The following is a 17501-nucleotide window of genomic DNA, read 5'->3' on the forward strand; positions in this document are numbered from 1 at the left end:
CCGCGCACAGGAATTATTTCCTAAGTCCACACCTGATTTCAGAAATCAGGCAAGCGAAGCTACATTTGACGCTACGACTCTGTTGACGTTAGGAACCGCTTTTCTGATCGACTCTTCAAGGCCTGCCTTGAAAGTCATCGCACTCATAGGACAGCTTTGACATGACCCCTGAAGTTCCAATACGACATTCATGTCATCTGTCAATTCCACCAACTTAACGTCTCCGCCATCGGCATGCAGATAAGGGCGTACCGACTCGAGCGCCTGCTCTATAAGTTCTATTGTTTTTTCTTTTGAATCCATTATAAAAAAGTCTATTCGCTAATATCCAAAAACTTATTACTAAAGTCAAAAACTGACATCAAATGCCGGAAGAATGTAATGCTGATTTCAACATGATCATCGGTTTTTCTGCTTTTGACACTTAAACCTGTATTTCCACAGGCCTCGTTTTTTCTTTGGAAGCATTTCTGATTGCGACTTGCTGAGCCAAGGCTTCAGCCGCACTTCTGAAAGCTTCATTTACGATTTCATTGTTGTTCATAATAGCTGGCCTGCCTTCATCACCAGCCTCTCTGATACTTTGGACCAAAGGTATCTGACCCAATAGAGGAACATCAAATTTGTCCGCAAGCAATTGTCCGCCACCTTTTCCAAAAATAGGGTATTTATGATCAGGTAATTCTTCCGGCGTAAACCATGCCATATTCTCTATGACACCCAATATCGGCACATTGATCTGCGGCTGACGGAACATAGACAATCCTTTTGTTGCATCTGCCAGCGCTACCTTTTGTGGTGTAGTGACAATTACCGCACCGGTCACCGGCACAGTCTGCACCAGCGTAAGATGTATATCACTTGTTCCGGGAGGAAGGTCAATCAAAAGGTAATCCAGTTCACCCCAATCTGTATCACCAAAAAACTGTTTTAAAGCCTGACTGGCCATAGGACCGCGCCATACCACTGCACTATCGGCAGGTGTTAAAAATCCGATTGAGATAAGTTTAATTCCATATTGACGTATCGGATTGATATAATTTTTGCCATTTTTGGGTGTAATGGTCGGCTGCATATCTTCCGCACCAAACATTAAGGGCATAGATGGACCTGAAATATCAGCATCAATAATTCCCACACGTGCCCCGGAACGATGTAACGCCATAGCTAAGTTGGCTGTCACAGTGGATTTACCTACACCACCTTTTCCGGATGAAACTGCAATCACATTTTTCACACCCGGAATCATCGGCCCTGCATCCCGTGTAGATGTCACATTAGCCGTCAGATTAACCTGTACCTCTACATCCGGACTCAGATGTTCATGAATCGCATCTACACAACTTCTTCTGATCAATTCCTTTAAAGGACAGGCAGGCGTCGTAAGAACTACTGTGAATTTCACCTGGTTTACTCCCACTTCAATATCACGAATCATTCCAAGTGTCACCAGATCTTTTTTCAGATCCGGCTCTTCTACAGTACTTAATGCCTGTAAAACCTTTTCCTTATTAATTGTAAACTCTCCCATTATACTGATTGAGGATTCTCCATATTGATGTTGAAATCCCGGTATTGTTAAATTTTATTTCGCCAATTTTTATTTGTATCTCAATATGATGCAACACTAATATACCCTAATGAGTTTAATAATTTCCGGGAAATTCTCTAATTCTTCTCTCTGTTTCCGCCAACTCAGCCGAAACGTTAGCTACCGGTGATAACCGAACAAGACGGGCCTGTAGATTCTGAAGCATTTTATATTGGCTTTCCGTATGGCCATAAAGTGGCCGGTGTTGTATTAACTGCCTGATACTCTCCCACTCTTTCATAAAATCAGTCAGGGAAGGATCAATGAAAGCGTCTGCAAAAGTACGAAAGATATACTCCTCCGCCATACTGCTGGGATGAATTAGATCCTGCTCATAGAAACGATAATCCCGCAGTTCATCCACCATGATTTCGTAAGACGGAAAATAGTCCACATGAGGGAAACGCTCCGAAAGTCGGTGACATAGTAAACGCAACGTAGCCTTGCTTACCTGATTTAATGGTAAAGTATCCTTTGTGTGCCGAACCGGACTGACGGTAAGTACTATCCGAAGGTTGCGTCGGAAAGACCTTAGTTTCATTATCAGCTGTTCAATAGGAATGTTAATCTGATCGGGGTGTAACAGTTCCTTCACAAAGCGATCTGCGGGCACCTTATGGCAATTACCGATCAGTGTGTTTGCTGTCCTGTGCCTGTAAGCATAGGCCGTCCCGAATGTGATAACCAGCACATCAGCTGTACTGAGAAAAGATTTTACCTCAGAAAGCGTGTTTTCTAATTTCTGTTCAAGTTGCACCTTGTCAGGAGCCCACAGTGATGAATGAAAATCGTGGTGAAACCATATCTTGTCTGCATTTTCTGTATACAGTGCGGGAGACGGAGCCCTGTTACTCAAAGCGCTGTCCAGCAGTTTACAGATAGTCAGCGGGTTAAATACGGTTCCAAAGGGATTGTTAAGCACCGGAAATTTATAGCTCGCCAATTGCTGACCCATTACCTCTGCAAAACAAGAGCCTATTGTTATTATTTTGGATTGATGATTTATTTTCCAGTCAGAAGCAGGAACTGCCACCTGTGTATTCAATTTAAAAGGCTTCATGCGTTAATAATGGAATAGAATACAAAATTAGCAGGAAATGCCGAGGTATTGCTACAAATAGGTCCGGTTTGCTTATTTGTAATTAAAGAGGCAGTTTTGATAGTTTTATTTTATTGAGTAGTACTTGAATTTGCAAACGACAACTTTGCGAAATCCTGAATTTATTGAAATACAATAGTCTGATCCATCATGATCCTTACAAATCCTATAAAAAGTCTGCTATCTGTCTTGTTTTCCATGTTCATATTGAAAGGTCATGCCCAGTTGGTGATACCCAAAAATACGGTCCCCAATAAATATGAATTCAGTAAAATCCCTGTATGGAACGATGAATTCGATTACACCGGGAAGCCCGATTCTACAAAGTGGAGTTATGATTTGGGAGATCATGGCTGGGGAAATCACGAGTTGCAAAATTACACCAACCGTTTAGAAAACGCCCGCGTAGAAGATGGCAGGCTCATTATTGAGGCCAAAAAAGAATCATCAGGAAAGTTGAGTTACAGCTCAGCACGGCTCGTTTCAAAAGGTAAAGGAGATTTCCTTTATGGGAAATTCGAAATTAAAGCCAAACTACCTGCCGGCACTGGCACCTGGCCTGCTATATGGATGCTTCCAAGCAGCTCTTTCTATGAAAATAACGGGTGGCCCGACAATGGTGAGATTGATTTAATGGAGCATGTAGGATTTGATCCGAACAGAATTCACGGGAACATTCATACCAAAGCATTTAACCATAGTATCAAGACAAATAAGGGCGGAAAAATCATGACCACAGGTGCTTCCTCGGGCTACCATGTATATGGCTGCCAATGGACACCCGAAGAAATTACGATCTCCATTGACGGTGTGCAGTATTTCAAATTCAGAAAAAACATCAATTACGGCTGGGAAGAATGGCCTTTTGATAAGCCATTTCATCTTTTATTGAACATCGCCGTTGGTGGCGACTGGGGAGGCCAGAAAGGCGTGGATGACAGCATTTTCCCTCAAAAGCTGGAGATCGATTATGTACGCGTTTACCCGCTCCTCGAAAAAAAGTAGCTTTGAAATCCCAGACAAGGGAAGTAACTTGCGCTATGGATCATTTCGTTGTTTCGGCCAGAAAGTATCGCCCGGTCACCTTTGACTCGGTTGTTGGCCAGTCACACATTACGACTACACTTAAAAATGCTATACGTACCAATCACCTGGCGCAGGCTTTTCTGTTTTGCGGTCCGAGGGGAGTTGGAAAAACTACGTGTGCACGTATTCTGGCCAAAACGATCAATTGTCAGAATTTAAGTGAAGAAGTTGAAGCTTGTGGTCAATGTGAATCCTGTGTCAGTTTTCAGAATAATGCATCATTCAATGTCCATGAACTGGATGCTGCATCTAACAACTCGGTGGAAGACATACGAAATCTGATCGATCAGGTACGCTATCCACCTCAGACCGGGAAGTATAAAATCTACATCATCGATGAGGTTCACATGCTTTCTCAGGCCGCATTTAATGCTTTCCTGAAAACACTGGAAGAACCACCAAGCTATGCCATTTTTATTCTGGCAACTACCGAAAAGCATAAGATCTTGCCAACGATATTATCCCGTTGTCAGATCTTCGATTTCAATAGAATTCAGCCAAAGGACATCGCCTATCATCTTGCTGATATAGCAAGCAAGGAAGGGATCCGGACCGACCAGGAAGCACTTGAACTAATCGGACAAAAAGCCGATGGCGGACTTCGCGATGCGCTTTCTATGTTTGACCTGAATGTGACCTTTTCAACAGATAACCACCTGACTTATGCGGCGGTGCTGGAGAACTTGCACATCTTGGATTACGACTATTATTTCAAAATCACCGATGCGCTCACTTCCGGCAGTGTCGCAAGATCGCTGGTACTTTTTGATGAAATTCTCAGAAAGGGTTTTGACGGTCATTTGTTTGTAGTAGGTATGCTGGAACATTTCAGAAACCTCCTTGTATGCAAGGACCCTGCTACTGTTACACTTTTACAGGTCTCAGAAGCGGCAGAGAGAAAGTATTTGGAACAAGCTGTTTCTGCAGATATGAGCTTCCTTTTATCAGCGCTTAGTGTGGCGAGTCAGTGTGATATCAATTATAAATCGGCGAAAAATCAGAGGCTGCATGTAGAGCTCTGCCTGATGAAACTAGCCCATCTGACACACGTTCTGCAACTTAATTCTCTGACAGCCGTTGATGAAACGGCAAAAAAAAAAGTTGAGCCAGAATCATCTCAACCAGTAAGTCATGTACAAAATGCGACTACACACGAACGGGTCGTACCAATAACACCGCCTCAATCAGGTGCAGTAACTGCTATGCCTGCTACACGCCCATCCAAGTTAAAGAGTACAACCCAACTTACACCTTCGATACCCGCTGCTGTAAACATCCCCGAGCAGAAGAGTAATGCACAAGCCGATACTTCTGGCACGATCAATTCTGCGGGCAGAACAGAAGAGCTTTCTTTCGAGACATTGCAAAGTGCCTGGTATGAGTTTGCTGAAAAAAGAAGGCAGTCGAAGAATTCGACTACAGAGGAAATTGCACTCAGGAAAGAATTTCGCTTGAACGGCCATACAATAGAAGTGATCCTGGATAATGATCATCAGCTGGAAGCCATTCAAAATATGCGGTACGACTTTCTTGGATTTCTGAAGAGTCGCTTCAACGAACCAAAACTGGATATTAATCCACGTGTTGCCCCCCAGGAAGTAACCAAATTACCCTATACACCTGCAGAAAAATTCAGCTTTCTGGCAGAAAAGAATCCCCACTTACTGGAATTGAGACAAGCGTTAGGACTGGATGTGGATTTCTAAGACTGTAGAGATTTGAAATGCAAATACCCAAAGGATGCGCAAAGGTTCTACTGAGGATTAAGCACAGTTACTGTCAGGCTGAGCCTGTCGAAGCCCTCGCAAGAGTCATAAAATGCCTGTGCAAATCGAGCACCTGCGGAATCAGTGCAGTCTTTCCGTCATTCTGTATAGTAAAGTCTGCAATACCAGCACGTGTTTCATCAGAAACCTGTCTGGCTATAATCGCTCTGATTTCACTTTCGCTCCTTTTATCACGTTGTAAAATTCTTTGAATCCTTATTGCTTCGGGGGCCTGAATTACGACCACGTAATCGAGTGTATTGCCATCTTGTGCCGCCTTCATAATTGCAGCTTCTTTAATGACATACGGCTCGTTTGATTTCCCAGCTAACCATTTAGCAGTATCCTGGTAAACAACAGGATGAATAATTGCATTCAGCTCTTTGAGTAACAGCTCATTATTAAAAACCAGTGATGCCACATAGGGCCGATTGTATTGCTCATGTACATCGTATGCTTTTTCGCCAAGTAGCGCGATCACGCTCTTTTTGATTTCCGGATGATGATTGGTGAGCCATTTCGCTCTTGTATCCGCGTCATATATAGCTATACCCAAACATGCAAATACCTTACAAACGATACTTTTCCCTGACCCGATTCCTCCGGTTATTCCAATCTGCAAAGGTAAATGCTGATTCTCAGACATATACTGTAGTCAGTCTATGGGATTATTGGCTGATTCAGAAATTGGGCTACTTCAAAACTTATATAAACCGACCTATGGCTCACTTCCACCAATGGAGATACTGGTAAAGGTATAGGCAGACTTTCATCGAAATGGCTCTGAATTTTAGGAACCGGAATACTGATTCTGATTGTGTCAGGATAAGTTCTGATCAACGAGACAGGACCATCTACAGAAATGAGTGAAGGAGACACATTGATGATGCTGGAAATGGCATAACCTTCAGGAATATCAATTGCCGCACTGTCTACTCGTATTGGAATAATCCGCCTGATCTTGCGTTCAAAACTAAGCTCGAAAGTATCGGAAACAACATAATTTACGTGCAAATCAGGAAACAATTCTGTGATTTGATCCGTAAGTGCCGTTGAATTGATATAGCTTGATAAATTCGGATTATTCACCTTATAGACCACCGGCGATGCGTTAAAATTGAGCCAGGATTTCCTCAGTAAATTCCATCCGTTACCAGAGACATTAACGGATACACGCTTTGGTAGTGGCTCCAACGGCACATACGCTGAGTTGTCGTACTCAACAGATAGAGGATAACTAAGCTTGATAGAATAGTTATCCTTGTTCAGTACATTCATGAGCCAAAAAAATGTGGCTGCCAGTACACACACAATGAAGGTCTGTATCTTATTCTTTCCTGAAGGAACCTCACTCACAGCAAATCACCTTTTAGTTTAATTATTGAAAAGCAAGATGCGGAATTGTTTTTCAACAAACAACTATCACTTCTGCGTCTTCCTACTCAGCTATTGTGCGGGAAATGGCTGATTTTTCTACTGTCAGCTTTACACCTTTATCCAATTCGAGTACCACAATTGTTTCATCAACTGTAAATACTTTTGCATGTATCCCTCCAATAGTAACGACAGAATCGCCTTTTTTCAGATTTCCCAATAATGCTTTTTGTTCTTTGGCTTTCTTTTGTTGCGGACGGATCATGAAGAAATAAAACACCCCAATGATACCTACCCACATGACAACCTGATAGATCATGGCCTGATCGCCGCCTGCAGCAGCCTGTGCTAAAAGAGATAATTTCATTATTAAAGAAATCGAATTTAAATAATTAATTGATTATTAAGCCGCCTATTCAGTAGCTGTTTTGGGTAACGCTTTCACAATACCTCTCAATCTCAGCTCTGTATATGCGGGTTCCGTGTTAGCATACACCGTAATAGTTTTCACCTGCGGTCCTACTTTATTTCTGCTATCAAAACGCACTTTCACATTGGAAGTAGCGCCTGATTTAATTGGTTCTTTTGGCCACTCAGGTGTTGTACATCCACACGAAGAAGTAATATTACTCAGTATGAGCGGATACGCTCCATCGTTCCGAAAGTTAAAAGTATGTTCTACTACCTCACCTTCCTGAATCGTACCAAAATCAAATGAGGAACTGTCTATAAGCGCCAAAACAGGCAGTTTAGAGTCTGCCTGTTTAGAATCTTTGTTTTTCTCATTTCCTGAGCAATTTACCATTGCCAGTGCGAACATCAAAAGAAATGCATAAGTGCATATTTTCTTCATAGTGATCAGCTTGTCTGCCCTTTGATCTGTGCCATTAACCGATCCACGTCTTCTAGTAGTTTCTCCGCCTTTTCACGTGCATCGTTCACCACCTTTTCTCCCTCAGCCCGGGCAAAGCTATCTGGTTGGTCTTTCTTATCAACCAGATCTTCAATTACATCCTGAAGTTTCTCCCGGTATTTTGATAAGCGATATGTTAACTGTGTACGTAATACCTCTCCTTTATCAGGTGCATATAGTACCCCAAGTGCTGCTCCTGTCACACATCCTGTAAGGAATGCGATTAAGCCATTTGTCGTTTTGCTCATGGTTTGTTAGTTTTATTTCAAACGGCATTGCGCCGCAAGTAAGTCAATTTTGTCAAAAATTATTCCATACCCAACAAACCAACCCTCTTTTATTATTTGTTGTCGATCAATCCGCGGCCACTCTTCCGGATAACTCCTTCTTTGGCAAGCTTTACCGATAACACATCCAATACCCCGTTTATAAATTTTCCACTTTTGGGTGTACTGTACCTTTTTGCGATTTCGATGTATTCATTGATAGTTACTTTCACAGGTATACCCGGAAAATTTATCAATTCAGCCAAAGCTGTTTTCAAAATGATCATATCCACTAACGCGATCCTATCCAGTTCCCAGTTTTTCAATTGGTCGTCCAGATAATTATCATACTGATCACTTTGCTTTACAACAGTTTCATATAACTCTTCCACAAAAGAGCTATCCTCTTCCCAATCTTTTGTAAATGGAGCAAGTTGCATGGTTTCACTGCTATCGGCCGTTTTCAGCGTTTTGATCGCGAGGCTACGGATGAGTTCGCTATGGTCTGTCCAATACAGATCACGCTGTTCAAGATAACCCAATGGAATTTCATGTTTCAGGATAACCTGGCGAAGAATGTGTTGAACAATAAGCTGATCCTCTTCGGGCGTATGCTCAACCTGGCTGCAATATTTGGTATACTCTTCATCTTTGCGAAGTGCCTCACGGTAAATTTTGCGGATCAGGTTCATTTCGTTGGACCAATTGATTCCGCTTCGAATAATCTCCTCGGCAAGCGCTTTGTCTGTTTCCAGAACCTGAATCACCCGGTTCGAATTCAATCCCCCGTCCTTTGGGAAAGGGGCTTCGGGATCATCGTACTTTCTTTCTCTGTCGATCCTTGCCTGATGCGATAATTCGATAAAAATTGAAAGTACTCTTATAAAATCATCGTAAATAGTTTCTGTCTCATTCAGCACGCGACGAACCATTTTCTGCCCGTCATTGCTGGTTTGTCGCTGATAGGCAAGGAATGCACTTTTAGCAACAACACTCACCTTTGCAGGGACATCTTCTCCTTCTTTCGCATCTCCGGTATTGATGAGCTCATCCAGAATTACACCAGCCTGCTTTTTCATAGCAGTCAGCTTCGCACGATCCTGGAACTCCATGGAGTTGAGATCTGGTGCAAAAGCCTCTTCAATTTGATCCAATGCAATCAGCCTGTTGGCATCAGCAGTTAATTTACGCGCGTAGAGCGCCTGAACAGCTTTTGTTCTTAATAATCTTCTATTCAGCATATGCCGGAATACTAATGGATAAAAAGGTACAGTAAACCAAAGAACGTGTCTGCATTTTAATGCAAGGTTAGTAGTTACAATACCCCCGCGTTTCTTTATTTAAATAGAGTGCAAAATTAGACTTTTTTGTTAAGAATAGAAAAAAAAATGACGGCAAGCATTCTGTCTAATTTACACTCTTACTTCTATACTGAAAAGAGCCAATCCTGTTCTTAGACAAATTGATATTTGGCTTCATCAGCATCAATCTTTATAAAATATGGACAAGCACATTTTTAGTATTGGTAAAATTGGTGTTCACCTATTTTGACAAAACACACAATCTGCAACATTTCTGTATTGTGCATAAGCCATCCTCTGTAACTTTGTTAAAAATTAAAGGCCGAAAGAGTAAAAGTGAACATTTTCATACACTTTTGGCTTATTAAATCACCTGCCGCTGTGGGAATCGTTTTTTAATTCTATATCTTTTGAAAGCTTTACAGTACCTCAACCAGTACCTTCTCAAGTACAAATGGTACCTGATTCTGGGAATCATTTTCACGATTGTATCCAACCTTTTCGGAATCATTCCGGCTCAGCTGGTTAGGTATGCGCTGGATCTTGTGATTGACACATTGGATATTTACTACCTGTTTTCAGGCTCGGTGCTTCAAAGTAAGATGTATGACATCTTTGCATTCAGCATTTTGCTATATGGCTTGCTGATTCTGGCCATGGCTTTACTGAAAGGTATTTTCTTGTTTTTGGTACGGCAAACCATCATCGTGATGTCACGACATATTGAGTTTGAACTCAAGAATGATGTATACGAACACTACCAAACCCTTCCCACAAGTTTTTTCAGGCAACATAGTACCGGGGACCTGATGGCCAGAATTTCTGAAGACGTCAGCAATGTCCGCATCTATGTTGGTCCGGCACTGATGTACGGGATCAACCTGATAGTGCTTTTCATTCTGGTGATTTCCTACATGCTGACGGTCAATGTGAAGCTTACATTCTACGTATTACTTCCTCTGCCCCTGCTATCTGTCAGCGTCTATATTGTCAATAGTATGATTATGAAGCGTTCGCAGGAAATTCAAAAACAACTTTCGGGACTGTCTACATATGTACAGGAAGCTTTTTCAGGGATACGGGTGATTAAATCTTTTGTGCAGGAAAAACACTCATTTACCAACTTCAAAAGCGAAGCGGAGGATTTTAAAAATAAGTCTCTGAAACTTACGAAAGTGGATTCGTTCTTCTTTCCAATTATTCTTTTACTGATCGGATTCAGCAACATTCTGATCATTTATGTAGGTGGAAAGGAAATTATCAATGGAAACCTTACTCCAGGTAATATCACAGAGTTCATTTTGTATGTCAACATGCTGACATGGCCCGTGATGGCACTGGGATGGACCACCAGCCAGATTCAACGTGCGGCTTCTTCCCAACAACGGATCAATGAATTTTTGGATGTAAAAACCACATTGGTTTCCGAAAAGAATATCAAGCAGCCACTTCATGGTGCTATTACTTTCAACAACATCAACTTTGTCTATCCGGACTCGGGAATACAGGCACTTGAAAATTTCGATCTTACTGTAAAGCAAGGTGAAACTGTGGCCATACTAGGAACAACAGGATCAGGAAAAAGCACATTGGCTCATCTGATATGCCGGCTTTACGACCCTTCAGAAGGGGAGATTCTGATTGACAATATTCCTTTAAAAGATTACAACATACAATTTTACCGTCGGCAGATAGGATACGTTCCTCAGGATGTATTCCTGTTCTCTGACTCAATTGAAAACAATGTCCGCTTCGGTACTACCGACATGCCATTCGAACGCATTGAACAGGCAGTAAAGGACGCCGATCTTTACAACAACGTTAAAAACTTTCCGCTCGGATATGGCACAATGCTGGGTGAACGCGGCATCACTTTATCGGGTGGACAAAAACAAAGACTTTCAATAGCCAGAGCCATTGCCCGCGATCCTAAAATCCTTATTCTGGACGATTGCCTTTCTGCGGTAGATACCAATACAGAAAACATCATTCTGAATAATCTTAAAAGAATTATGGATCAGCGTACATCCATTATTATATCGCACCGTGTTTCATCAGCTAAGCTGGCCGACCGTATTGTAGTACTGGATGAAGGTAGAATTATTGAGCAGGGGACACATCAGGAACTGATCAATAAGAACGGATCATATAAGGAATTGTATGATAAGCAGTTAATGGCTGAGGAGGTTTAAAGAATATCTTTACTCAATAATTTCCGATTACATAAATACTGCAAAAGCCTTTCTCCGATTATCCTTTGATTTAGTGAACTTTATATGGGATATTTGTGTACCAATATTGTACACAACGATTGAAGTTATGTTAGTAATCAGCTCCAGAGAATTCAGAGATAACCAAAAAAAATACATGGATTTGGTTGACAAAAATGAACATGTCATTATCCAGAGAGGTAATGAAAAAGCGTACGTGCTGACACCTGTTGGGCCCAATGATAAATATTTCATGGATCCAAAGACATTAGCGGACATTCAGGAAGGTATCAGCCAGTATCATGAAGGAAAAACAGTAAAAGTAGACAAAGCCAATTTTGATGAGTTGTTGGGCTTATGAGCTATACCATTGAATTTACTCTGAAAGCGCTTGAAGGAATTGAAGAACTCAAAAAATCCGGAAATAAGCCCTTACTTAAAAAGTTACGAAAATTGCTGGATGAACTAACAGAACACCCCTTTTCCGGTACTGGCCAACCAGAACAACTTAGGCACAATCTTGTTGGTTTTTGGTCAAGAAGGCTCAACAGGGAACATAGGATAGTTTATACCGTTGATCAGCAAAAAATAGTTGTTACAATAATATCTATAAAAGGACATTATACGTAATCCTCATCCAAATACGTACTAAAAAAACCTCACTTCGCCATCTTCCTTACTTCCTCCTTCAACTCCTTCATCTCCTGATGTAAACTTTGCAGGCTGACATTTTGAAAATCGGCTTCCAGATCAAAACTGAGTTTACTATTCACCTGCCACATTTCGCGTATTTCACTCCTGTCGACGCGTATGGGAGCATAATCGGGATTGAGTGATATCAGGTTGACAAATGTAGTAGCAGCATCTTTTTGTATTTTCTTTACCAGAATACTGTCGGCTGTTACAACCACATACATCTTATTCCGGCCCAGATTATCCCAATCGTCCAATGCCCGGCCAAGTATCCATTCCCCTGATTGCAAGACCGGTTTCATGCTATCACCATCCACCTGAAAACCCCGAAAAGTTGCATTGCGATACTCAGGAAGCGGAATACCAAAAGCTGGTAAACTCTCGAACCACTGTGCATCGCCGATATTGAGAGGATAACCTGCTGCTGCTTTGGCATTTACAAGAACTATATTTTCTTTTCCTGAACCATCCACAGTAATGACCTTAGGTCCTGCAGAAACTTCAGCTCTCAAGTATTTTTGCCCGCTTTCTCCAAACAGCCAAAGCGGATTAATATGATACTTCTTAAATAGTTCCTTTACAGCATGCCCTGGAATCCTCGTTCTGCCACGTTCAATATCTGCTGTGGTAGATCCGATGCCAAGCTCTTCGGCAAAGACAGCCTGGGTTAACTTCAACTCCTCTCTTATCTGCTTGAAACGCCTGAATTCTTCTTCAACTGACATAAGACCGATTTAAAGATTAACTGATTGACAATCTCAAAGATAATATTTTTTGGAATATTTCCTTGACAATATCCGGATCATTTCCATAAATTTGGATATATTCCATAAATTTGTAAAAATTCCAAAATCATGGATCGCACGATATTACATATGGATCTTGATACATTTTTTGTATCCGTCGAAAGAAAAATAGACGCTCGTTTAAACAACAAACCTGTACTGGTAGGTGGTATCGGCGATCGCGGGGTTGTGGCTGCATGCAGCTACGAGACCCGGCCTTATGGTATACATTCCGGCATGCCTATGAAGATGGCTCGCCAACTTTGCCCGGAAGCTACTGTAATCAGAGGGGATGGCGGCACCTACTCCAAACATTCGAAAGTTGTAACAGAAATCATCAGGGAAGCAGTACCGATTTTTGAGAAAGCCAGTATCGATGAATTTTATGCTGACCTCTCAGGTCTCGATAAATTTTACAGTTGCCACAAGATGGCATCAGAACTACGGCAGAAGATTAAACGCGAGAGTGGTCTGCCGATTTCCTTTGGCCTCTCAGCCAACAAGCTGGTTTCCAAAGTGGCCACAGGCGTTGCAAAGCCTGATAATGAAAAAAGAATTGAGCGCGGAGACGAAAAGACTTTCCTCGCTCCTATGCCGATACAGAAAATACCAATGGTCGGAGAAAAAACGACACAACTGCTGCAAAACCTCGGAATACGCTATGTAAAAACAATACAGGAAATGCCCATGGAAATGATGGGTAAAGTGCTTGGGAAAAATGGAATAGCATTGTGGAACCGTGCCCACGGACGCGACGACTCTCCCATTATTCCCTTTCATGAACGAAAATCGATTTCCAATGAACGCACATTCGGCAAGGATACCGGAGATGTAAAACTCATGCGGGAAATGGTGAGAGCCATGGCAGAAAATCTGGCATATCAGCTTCGGAATGGCAATAAACTTACCTCCTGTGTTTCAGTGAAGATCCGTTATTCTGACTTTAACACCTTTTCGAAACAATTGAAAATACCTTATACCTCTGCGGATCACATACTTATACCACACGTTGAACGCCTCTTTGACCAGCTTTATAACCGGCGTATGATGGTCAGACTGGTGGGTGTGCATTGCAGCGACCTTGTTACCGGAAACTACCAGATTGACCTTTTTGATGACTCTGAAGAAAAACTGAACCTATACATGGCGATGGATTATATCCGCAACCGATATGGAACAGACGAGCGTGGAAACTCTATTTTGAGCTGGGGAAGTACACTTGGAATACCCAATATCGCGAGCATGGGAAATCCGTTTAACGGCGAACCACCTATTATTCCTGCCCATCGGAATGCATAAAGGTTAATTATATATTACAAAAGACCTGTACCAATTTTGATTTAAAATGCTACTCAACTGCCACTCTTTCTTCAGCCTCCGCTACGGTTTAATTCCCGAAGAAGAACTGCTCAAACTGAGCAGAGAAAATGGCTATGGATGCATTGCACTTACCGACATCAATAATACTTCGGGCTGCCTGAATTTTATCAGAATGGCTCCGAAATATGACATCAAACCTATTGTAGGTATCGATTTCAGAAACGGCAACGTGCAACAATACGTAGGATTGGCCAAAAACAATGCCGGTTTCCAGGAGTTAAATGCATTTTTGTCTCAACACTTGTTTTCGGGAGAGCCGTTTCCTGATCAGGCTCCATGCTCAGAAAATATAGTATTTATTTATCCTTATGAGCAACTGCTTCGAACAGGAAAAACAGTTTTTACTGAAGATGAATACATAGGTGTCGCTCACACAGACCCTATAAAAATTCAGTTTTCGCTATTACGTCACTCCGGCAAGAAAATGGTGATTTTGCAATCGCTGACTTTCCGTACAAAAAAAGATTTTAATGCCCACAGACTGCTCAGAGCAATAGACGGAAATACAATTCTCAGTAAATTATCTCCATTAGAAACCGCGAACGAAAACGAACAAATACTCCCCTGCCATATTCTACGCTATCACTTCAAAGAGTTTGGTACAATCCTGACAAACACCGAAAAGCTGATGCAATCCTGTCATATTTCCTTTCAATTCGGAGATAATAAAGAACATCAAAATCTCCGCATTTTCACCAGGAGTGCAGCTGAGGATTATCAATTGATCAGAAAACTAACCTACGACGGAATCGGCCATCGGTATGGTGACAGCGTCAATGATTTGGTTTTCGACAGAATCGCCTCAGAACTCGATCTGATACAGAAGCAGAACTTTATCCCTTTTTTTCTGGTCAATCATGATATCCTGCGTTACGCCAGGCACAAGGGATATTACTATGTAGGCCGTGGAAGCGGCGCCAATAGCATTGTTGCCTATCTGCTCAATATTACTAATGTTGACCCCATTGAGCTGGATTTATACTTTGAGCGGTTTATGAACATTCACCGCAAAAATGCTCCTGATTTTGACATAGACTTTTCCTGGCGTGATCGGGAAGATGTAACGCGCTACATTTTTGATACTTATGGAAAGAACGGACAGGCATCCTTACTGGCAACGTACAGTACTTTCCAGCACAGTGCTGCAGTTCGCGAACTGGGAAAAGTATTCGGATTGCCTGCTTATGAAATAGATGCACTCAGTGACGGCAAGTATGACCCTGCCAAACTGGATCAGCTATCAGGCCTTGTTATTAATTATGCCAAATATCTTAAGGAGAATAATCAACCCAATCACCTGAGCATTCACGCAGGAGGCATTATTATTTCTGAAAAGCCAATTCATTATTTCACGGCTACCGATGTTCCGCCCAAAGGATTTCCTACCACACAGTTTGACATGGTCATTGCGGAGGATGTAGGCTTGAATAAATATGATATACTCGGACAAAGGGGGCTTGCCAAAATCAAAGAAACACTGGAAGTGATCCGTTATAACCGACCTGAATCACCGGAGATTGATATCGATGACGTCAAAAAATTCAAGACAGATCCTAAAATCAAGAACCTGATTAAAGAGGCCAGGTGCATCGGTTGTTTTTATGTAGAGTCACCGGCTATGCGCATGTTGCTCAAAAAACTGGAAGTAGAAACTTATCTCGGACTTGTGGCGGCCAGTTCTATTATCAGGCCGGGTGTTGCAAAAAGTGGTATGATGCGCGAATACATCCTGCGCCATCAGAAGCCGGAACGCATGAAAGATTCTCACCCGATTCTGCTGGATCTGATGAAAGATACTTATGGTATTATGGTATATCAGGAAGATGTGATCAAAGTCGCCCATTATTTTGCCGGACTCACATTGGGAGAAGCGGATGTAATCAGACGTGGAATGAGCGGGAAATTTCGCGGAAGAGATGAATTTGAACGCGTAAAACGTAAATATTTTATCAATTGCAAAGCGCGAGGTTATGAAGAAAAAGTGATGAATGATATCTGGAATCAGATTGCCAGCTTTGCAGGATATGCCTTTGCCAAAGGACATTCTGCTTCCTATGCTGTAGAAAGCTACCAGACACTTTTCCTTAAAGCTTATTATCCGCTGGAATATATGGTGGCAGTACTCAACAATGGCGGCGGATTTTATTCTCCTGAGCTGTATGTACACGAAGCCAGAATGCTCGGAGCCAACATGATGGCACCGTGTGTTAATCACAGTCGTAGTGAAACGATTATCAATGGCAAAGATATTTACCTCGGTTTTTCATTGTTAAAGGATATCGAAGAGAAAACGATTGAAAAAATTGTCCGTGCCAGAGAGGAAGACGGCCAGTTTTTATCTCTGAACGATTTTCTTGATCGGGTAGCTATATCCATCGAACAAATCACGATCCTGATACGTATTGATGCGTTTCGATTTACGGGCCAGGATAAAAAAACATTATTATGGAAAGCACATTTCCGCATCAACAAAACGCAGGAAACACCTCAGAAAAAGTTATTTCAAACTGAAACCAGGGATTTCGCGCTACCGTCATTCGAGTCATCCCCGATCGACGATGCTTACGATCAGATTGAACTGATCGGATTTCCACTTTGCAGCCCTTTCGAAATGGTCAAATATGGTATTCCACAAAGCATTATGTCAAACGATCTCCATCTTTATATCAATGAGGACGTTGTGCAATATGGCTACCTTGTTGCTACCAAGAATACAAGAACGGCAAATGGTGAAACGATGTATTTTGGTACTTTTCTGGATCAGGAAGGTCAATTTATCGACACAGTACACTTCCCACCCGTTGCGGCACGATACAGGTTTTCCGGAAGAGGTATATACAAAATCTCAGGTAAAGTCACAGAGGAGTTTGGCTTCCTGACTATTGAAGTTGCTGAAATGATACGTATGGATTCTGCTGAACGATTTTAGGAATGATATGTATATAAGCATATTACAACCAGACTCTTTTTGATACACCCATTGCATACGCCTCGCCAAAGTTATAGTTCCAACATGACCGGGCGCTTTGGGAATGAT

The 17501-nt window shown here is 41.9% G+C and carries 17 protein-coding genes; 7 read left to right on the top strand and 10 right to left on the bottom strand.

The genetic code is table 11. From position 1 onward, the window contains the following. Window positions 1-45: 45 nt before the first annotated feature. The 3 genes from AC1XUE_RS16385 to AC1XUE_RS16395 form a co-directional block, all read right to left on the bottom strand. Window positions 46-303 carry a NifU family protein gene (locus tag AC1XUE_RS16385; RefSeq protein WP_483357066.1) on the bottom strand — a complete coding sequence of 86 codons (258 nt, stop codon included), beginning with the start codon at window positions 301-303 and terminating at the stop codon, window positions 46-48. Window positions 304-424: 121 nt separating this feature from the next. Next, window positions 425-1531 carry an Mrp/NBP35 family ATP-binding protein gene (locus AC1XUE_RS16390; RefSeq protein ID WP_483357067.1) on the bottom strand — a complete coding sequence of 369 codons (1107 nt, stop codon included), beginning with the start codon at window positions 1529-1531 and terminating at the stop codon, window positions 425-427. A 115-nt stretch (window positions 1532-1646) separates the two neighbouring features. Next, entirely contained in the window at window positions 1647-2651 is a 1005-nt protein-coding gene (locus AC1XUE_RS16395; RefSeq protein ID WP_483357068.1) for a GSCFA domain-containing protein, read from the bottom strand. A gap of 189 nt (window positions 2652-2840) precedes the next feature. Here AC1XUE_RS16395 and AC1XUE_RS16400 point away from each other — a divergent pair, with 189 nt between their 5' ends. Next, window positions 2841-3695, top strand: a complete 855-nt coding sequence (locus AC1XUE_RS16400) for a glycoside hydrolase family 16 protein (RefSeq protein ID WP_483357069.1) — start codon at window positions 2841-2843, stop codon at window positions 3693-3695. Window positions 3696-3730: 35 nt separating this feature from the next. Beyond that, entirely contained in the window at window positions 3731-5482 is a 1752-nt protein-coding gene (locus AC1XUE_RS16405; protein WP_483357070.1) for a DNA polymerase III subunit gamma/tau, read from the top strand. A 73-nt stretch (window positions 5483-5555) separates the two neighbouring features. On the opposite strand, the gene coaE is transcribed toward AC1XUE_RS16405, so the two are convergent. From coaE to nusB, 6 genes are all read right to left on the bottom strand, one after another. Beyond that, the gene (coaE, locus tag AC1XUE_RS16410) at window positions 5556-6188 is read right to left on the bottom strand and encodes a dephospho-CoA kinase (protein WP_483357071.1); all 633 of its coding nucleotides are present in this window, start codon (window positions 6186-6188) and stop codon (window positions 5556-5558) included. A gap of 14 nt (window positions 6189-6202) precedes the next feature. Next, window positions 6203-6898: a YbbR-like domain-containing protein gene (locus AC1XUE_RS16415; RefSeq protein ID WP_483357072.1), complete on the bottom strand. Its 696-nt coding sequence runs from the start codon at window positions 6896-6898 to the stop codon at window positions 6203-6205. A gap of 82 nt (window positions 6899-6980) precedes the next feature. Then, window positions 6981-7283: a preprotein translocase subunit YajC gene (yajC, locus tag AC1XUE_RS16420; RefSeq protein WP_483357073.1), complete on the bottom strand. Its 303-nt coding sequence runs from the start codon at window positions 7281-7283 to the stop codon at window positions 6981-6983. A 45-nt stretch (window positions 7284-7328) separates the two neighbouring features. Further along, complete coding sequence (locus AC1XUE_RS16425; protein ID WP_483357074.1) at window positions 7329-7769, bottom strand: DUF1573 domain-containing protein; 441 nt, start codon at window positions 7767-7769, stop codon at window positions 7329-7331. 5 nt (window positions 7770-7774) lie between these two features. After that, window positions 7775-8077, bottom strand: a complete 303-nt coding sequence (locus AC1XUE_RS16430) for a YtxH domain-containing protein (protein WP_483357075.1) — start codon at window positions 8075-8077, stop codon at window positions 7775-7777. Between the two features lie 92 nt (window positions 8078-8169). Further along, complete coding sequence (gene nusB / locus AC1XUE_RS16435; protein WP_483357076.1) at window positions 8170-9336, bottom strand: transcription antitermination factor NusB; 1167 nt, start codon at window positions 9334-9336, stop codon at window positions 8170-8172. 470 nt (window positions 9337-9806) lie between these two features. On the opposite strand from nusB, the gene AC1XUE_RS16440 reads away from it, so the two are divergent. The 3 genes from AC1XUE_RS16440 (at window position 9807) to AC1XUE_RS16450 (ending at window position 12236) form a co-directional block, all read left to right on the top strand. Continuing rightward, entirely contained in the window at window positions 9807-11588 is a 1782-nt protein-coding gene (locus AC1XUE_RS16440; protein ID WP_483357077.1) for an ABC transporter ATP-binding protein, read from the top strand. A 127-nt stretch (window positions 11589-11715) separates the two neighbouring features. Next, complete coding sequence (locus AC1XUE_RS16445; RefSeq protein WP_483357078.1) at window positions 11716-11967, top strand: type II toxin-antitoxin system Phd/YefM family antitoxin; 252 nt, start codon at window positions 11716-11718, stop codon at window positions 11965-11967. Then, on the top strand, window positions 11964-12236 hold the full coding sequence (locus tag AC1XUE_RS16450) for a Txe/YoeB family addiction module toxin (protein ID WP_483357079.1): 273 nt from the start codon (window positions 11964-11966) through the stop codon (window positions 12234-12236). Before AC1XUE_RS16445 ends, AC1XUE_RS16450 begins: the two co-directional genes overlap by 4 nt. A gap of 29 nt (window positions 12237-12265) precedes the next feature. Here AC1XUE_RS16450 and AC1XUE_RS16455 read toward each other — a convergent pair whose 3' ends face one another. Further along, complete coding sequence (locus AC1XUE_RS16455) at window positions 12266-13024, bottom strand: S24 family peptidase (protein WP_483357080.1); 759 nt, start codon at window positions 13022-13024, stop codon at window positions 12266-12268. A 129-nt stretch (window positions 13025-13153) separates the two neighbouring features. Between AC1XUE_RS16455 and dinB the strand changes: the two genes are divergently transcribed. Further along, window positions 13154-14383 carry a DNA polymerase IV gene (gene dinB, locus AC1XUE_RS16460; protein WP_483357081.1) on the top strand — a complete coding sequence of 410 codons (1230 nt, stop codon included), beginning with the start codon at window positions 13154-13156 and terminating at the stop codon, window positions 14381-14383. A gap of 46 nt (window positions 14384-14429) precedes the next feature. Then, the gene (locus tag AC1XUE_RS16465; RefSeq protein ID WP_483357082.1) at window positions 14430-17393 is read left to right on the top strand and encodes a DNA polymerase III subunit alpha; all 2964 of its coding nucleotides are present in this window, start codon (window positions 14430-14432) and stop codon (window positions 17391-17393) included. Window positions 17394-17501: the final 108 nt, after the last annotated feature.

This window comes from Dyadobacter sp. HNCC25DJ187 (genome assembly GCF_056895255.1).

Bases quoted from the DNA above. Each gene is read 5' to 3' on its own strand.
- AC1XUE_RS16425 (WP_483357074.1), bottom strand. From the start codon at position 7,769: ATGAAGAAAATATGCACTTATGCATTTCTTTTGATGTTCGCACTGGCA.
- coaE (WP_483357071.1), bottom strand. From the start codon at position 6,188: ATGTCTGAGAATCAGCATTTACCTTTGCAGATTGGAATAACCGGAGGA.
- AC1XUE_RS16405 (WP_483357070.1), top strand. From the start codon at position 3,731: ATGGATCATTTCGTTGTTTCGGCCAGAAAGTATCGCCCGGTCACCTTT.
- yajC (WP_483357073.1), bottom strand. From the start codon at position 7,283: ATGAAATTATCTCTTTTAGCACAGGCTGCTGCAGGCGGCGATCAGGCC.
- AC1XUE_RS16465 (WP_483357082.1), top strand. From the start codon at position 14,430: ATGCTACTCAACTGCCACTCTTTCTTCAGCCTCCGCTACGGTTTAATT.
- AC1XUE_RS16445 (WP_483357078.1), top strand. From the start codon at position 11,716: ATGTTAGTAATCAGCTCCAGAGAATTCAGAGATAACCAAAAAAAATAC.
- AC1XUE_RS16385 (WP_483357066.1), bottom strand. From the start codon at position 303: ATGGATTCAAAAGAAAAAACAATAGAACTTATAGAGCAGGCGCTCGAG.
- AC1XUE_RS16395 (WP_483357068.1), bottom strand. From the start codon at position 2,651: ATGAAGCCTTTTAAATTGAATACACAGGTGGCAGTTCCTGCTTCTGAC.
- nusB (WP_483357076.1), bottom strand. From the start codon at position 9,336: ATGCTGAATAGAAGATTATTAAGAACAAAAGCTGTTCAGGCGCTCTAC.
- AC1XUE_RS16390 (WP_483357067.1), bottom strand. From the start codon at position 1,531: ATGGGAGAGTTTACAATTAATAAGGAAAAGGTTTTACAGGCATTAAGT.
- AC1XUE_RS16450 (WP_483357079.1), top strand. From the start codon at position 11,964: ATGAGCTATACCATTGAATTTACTCTGAAAGCGCTTGAAGGAATTGAA.
- AC1XUE_RS16430 (WP_483357075.1), bottom strand. From the start codon at position 8,077: ATGAGCAAAACGACAAATGGCTTAATCGCATTCCTTACAGGATGTGTG.
- dinB (WP_483357081.1), top strand. From the start codon at position 13,154: ATGGATCGCACGATATTACATATGGATCTTGATACATTTTTTGTATCC.
- AC1XUE_RS16400 (WP_483357069.1), top strand. From the start codon at position 2,841: ATGATCCTTACAAATCCTATAAAAAGTCTGCTATCTGTCTTGTTTTCC.
- AC1XUE_RS16455 (WP_483357080.1), bottom strand. From the start codon at position 13,024: ATGTCAGTTGAAGAAGAATTCAGGCGTTTCAAGCAGATAAGAGAGGAG.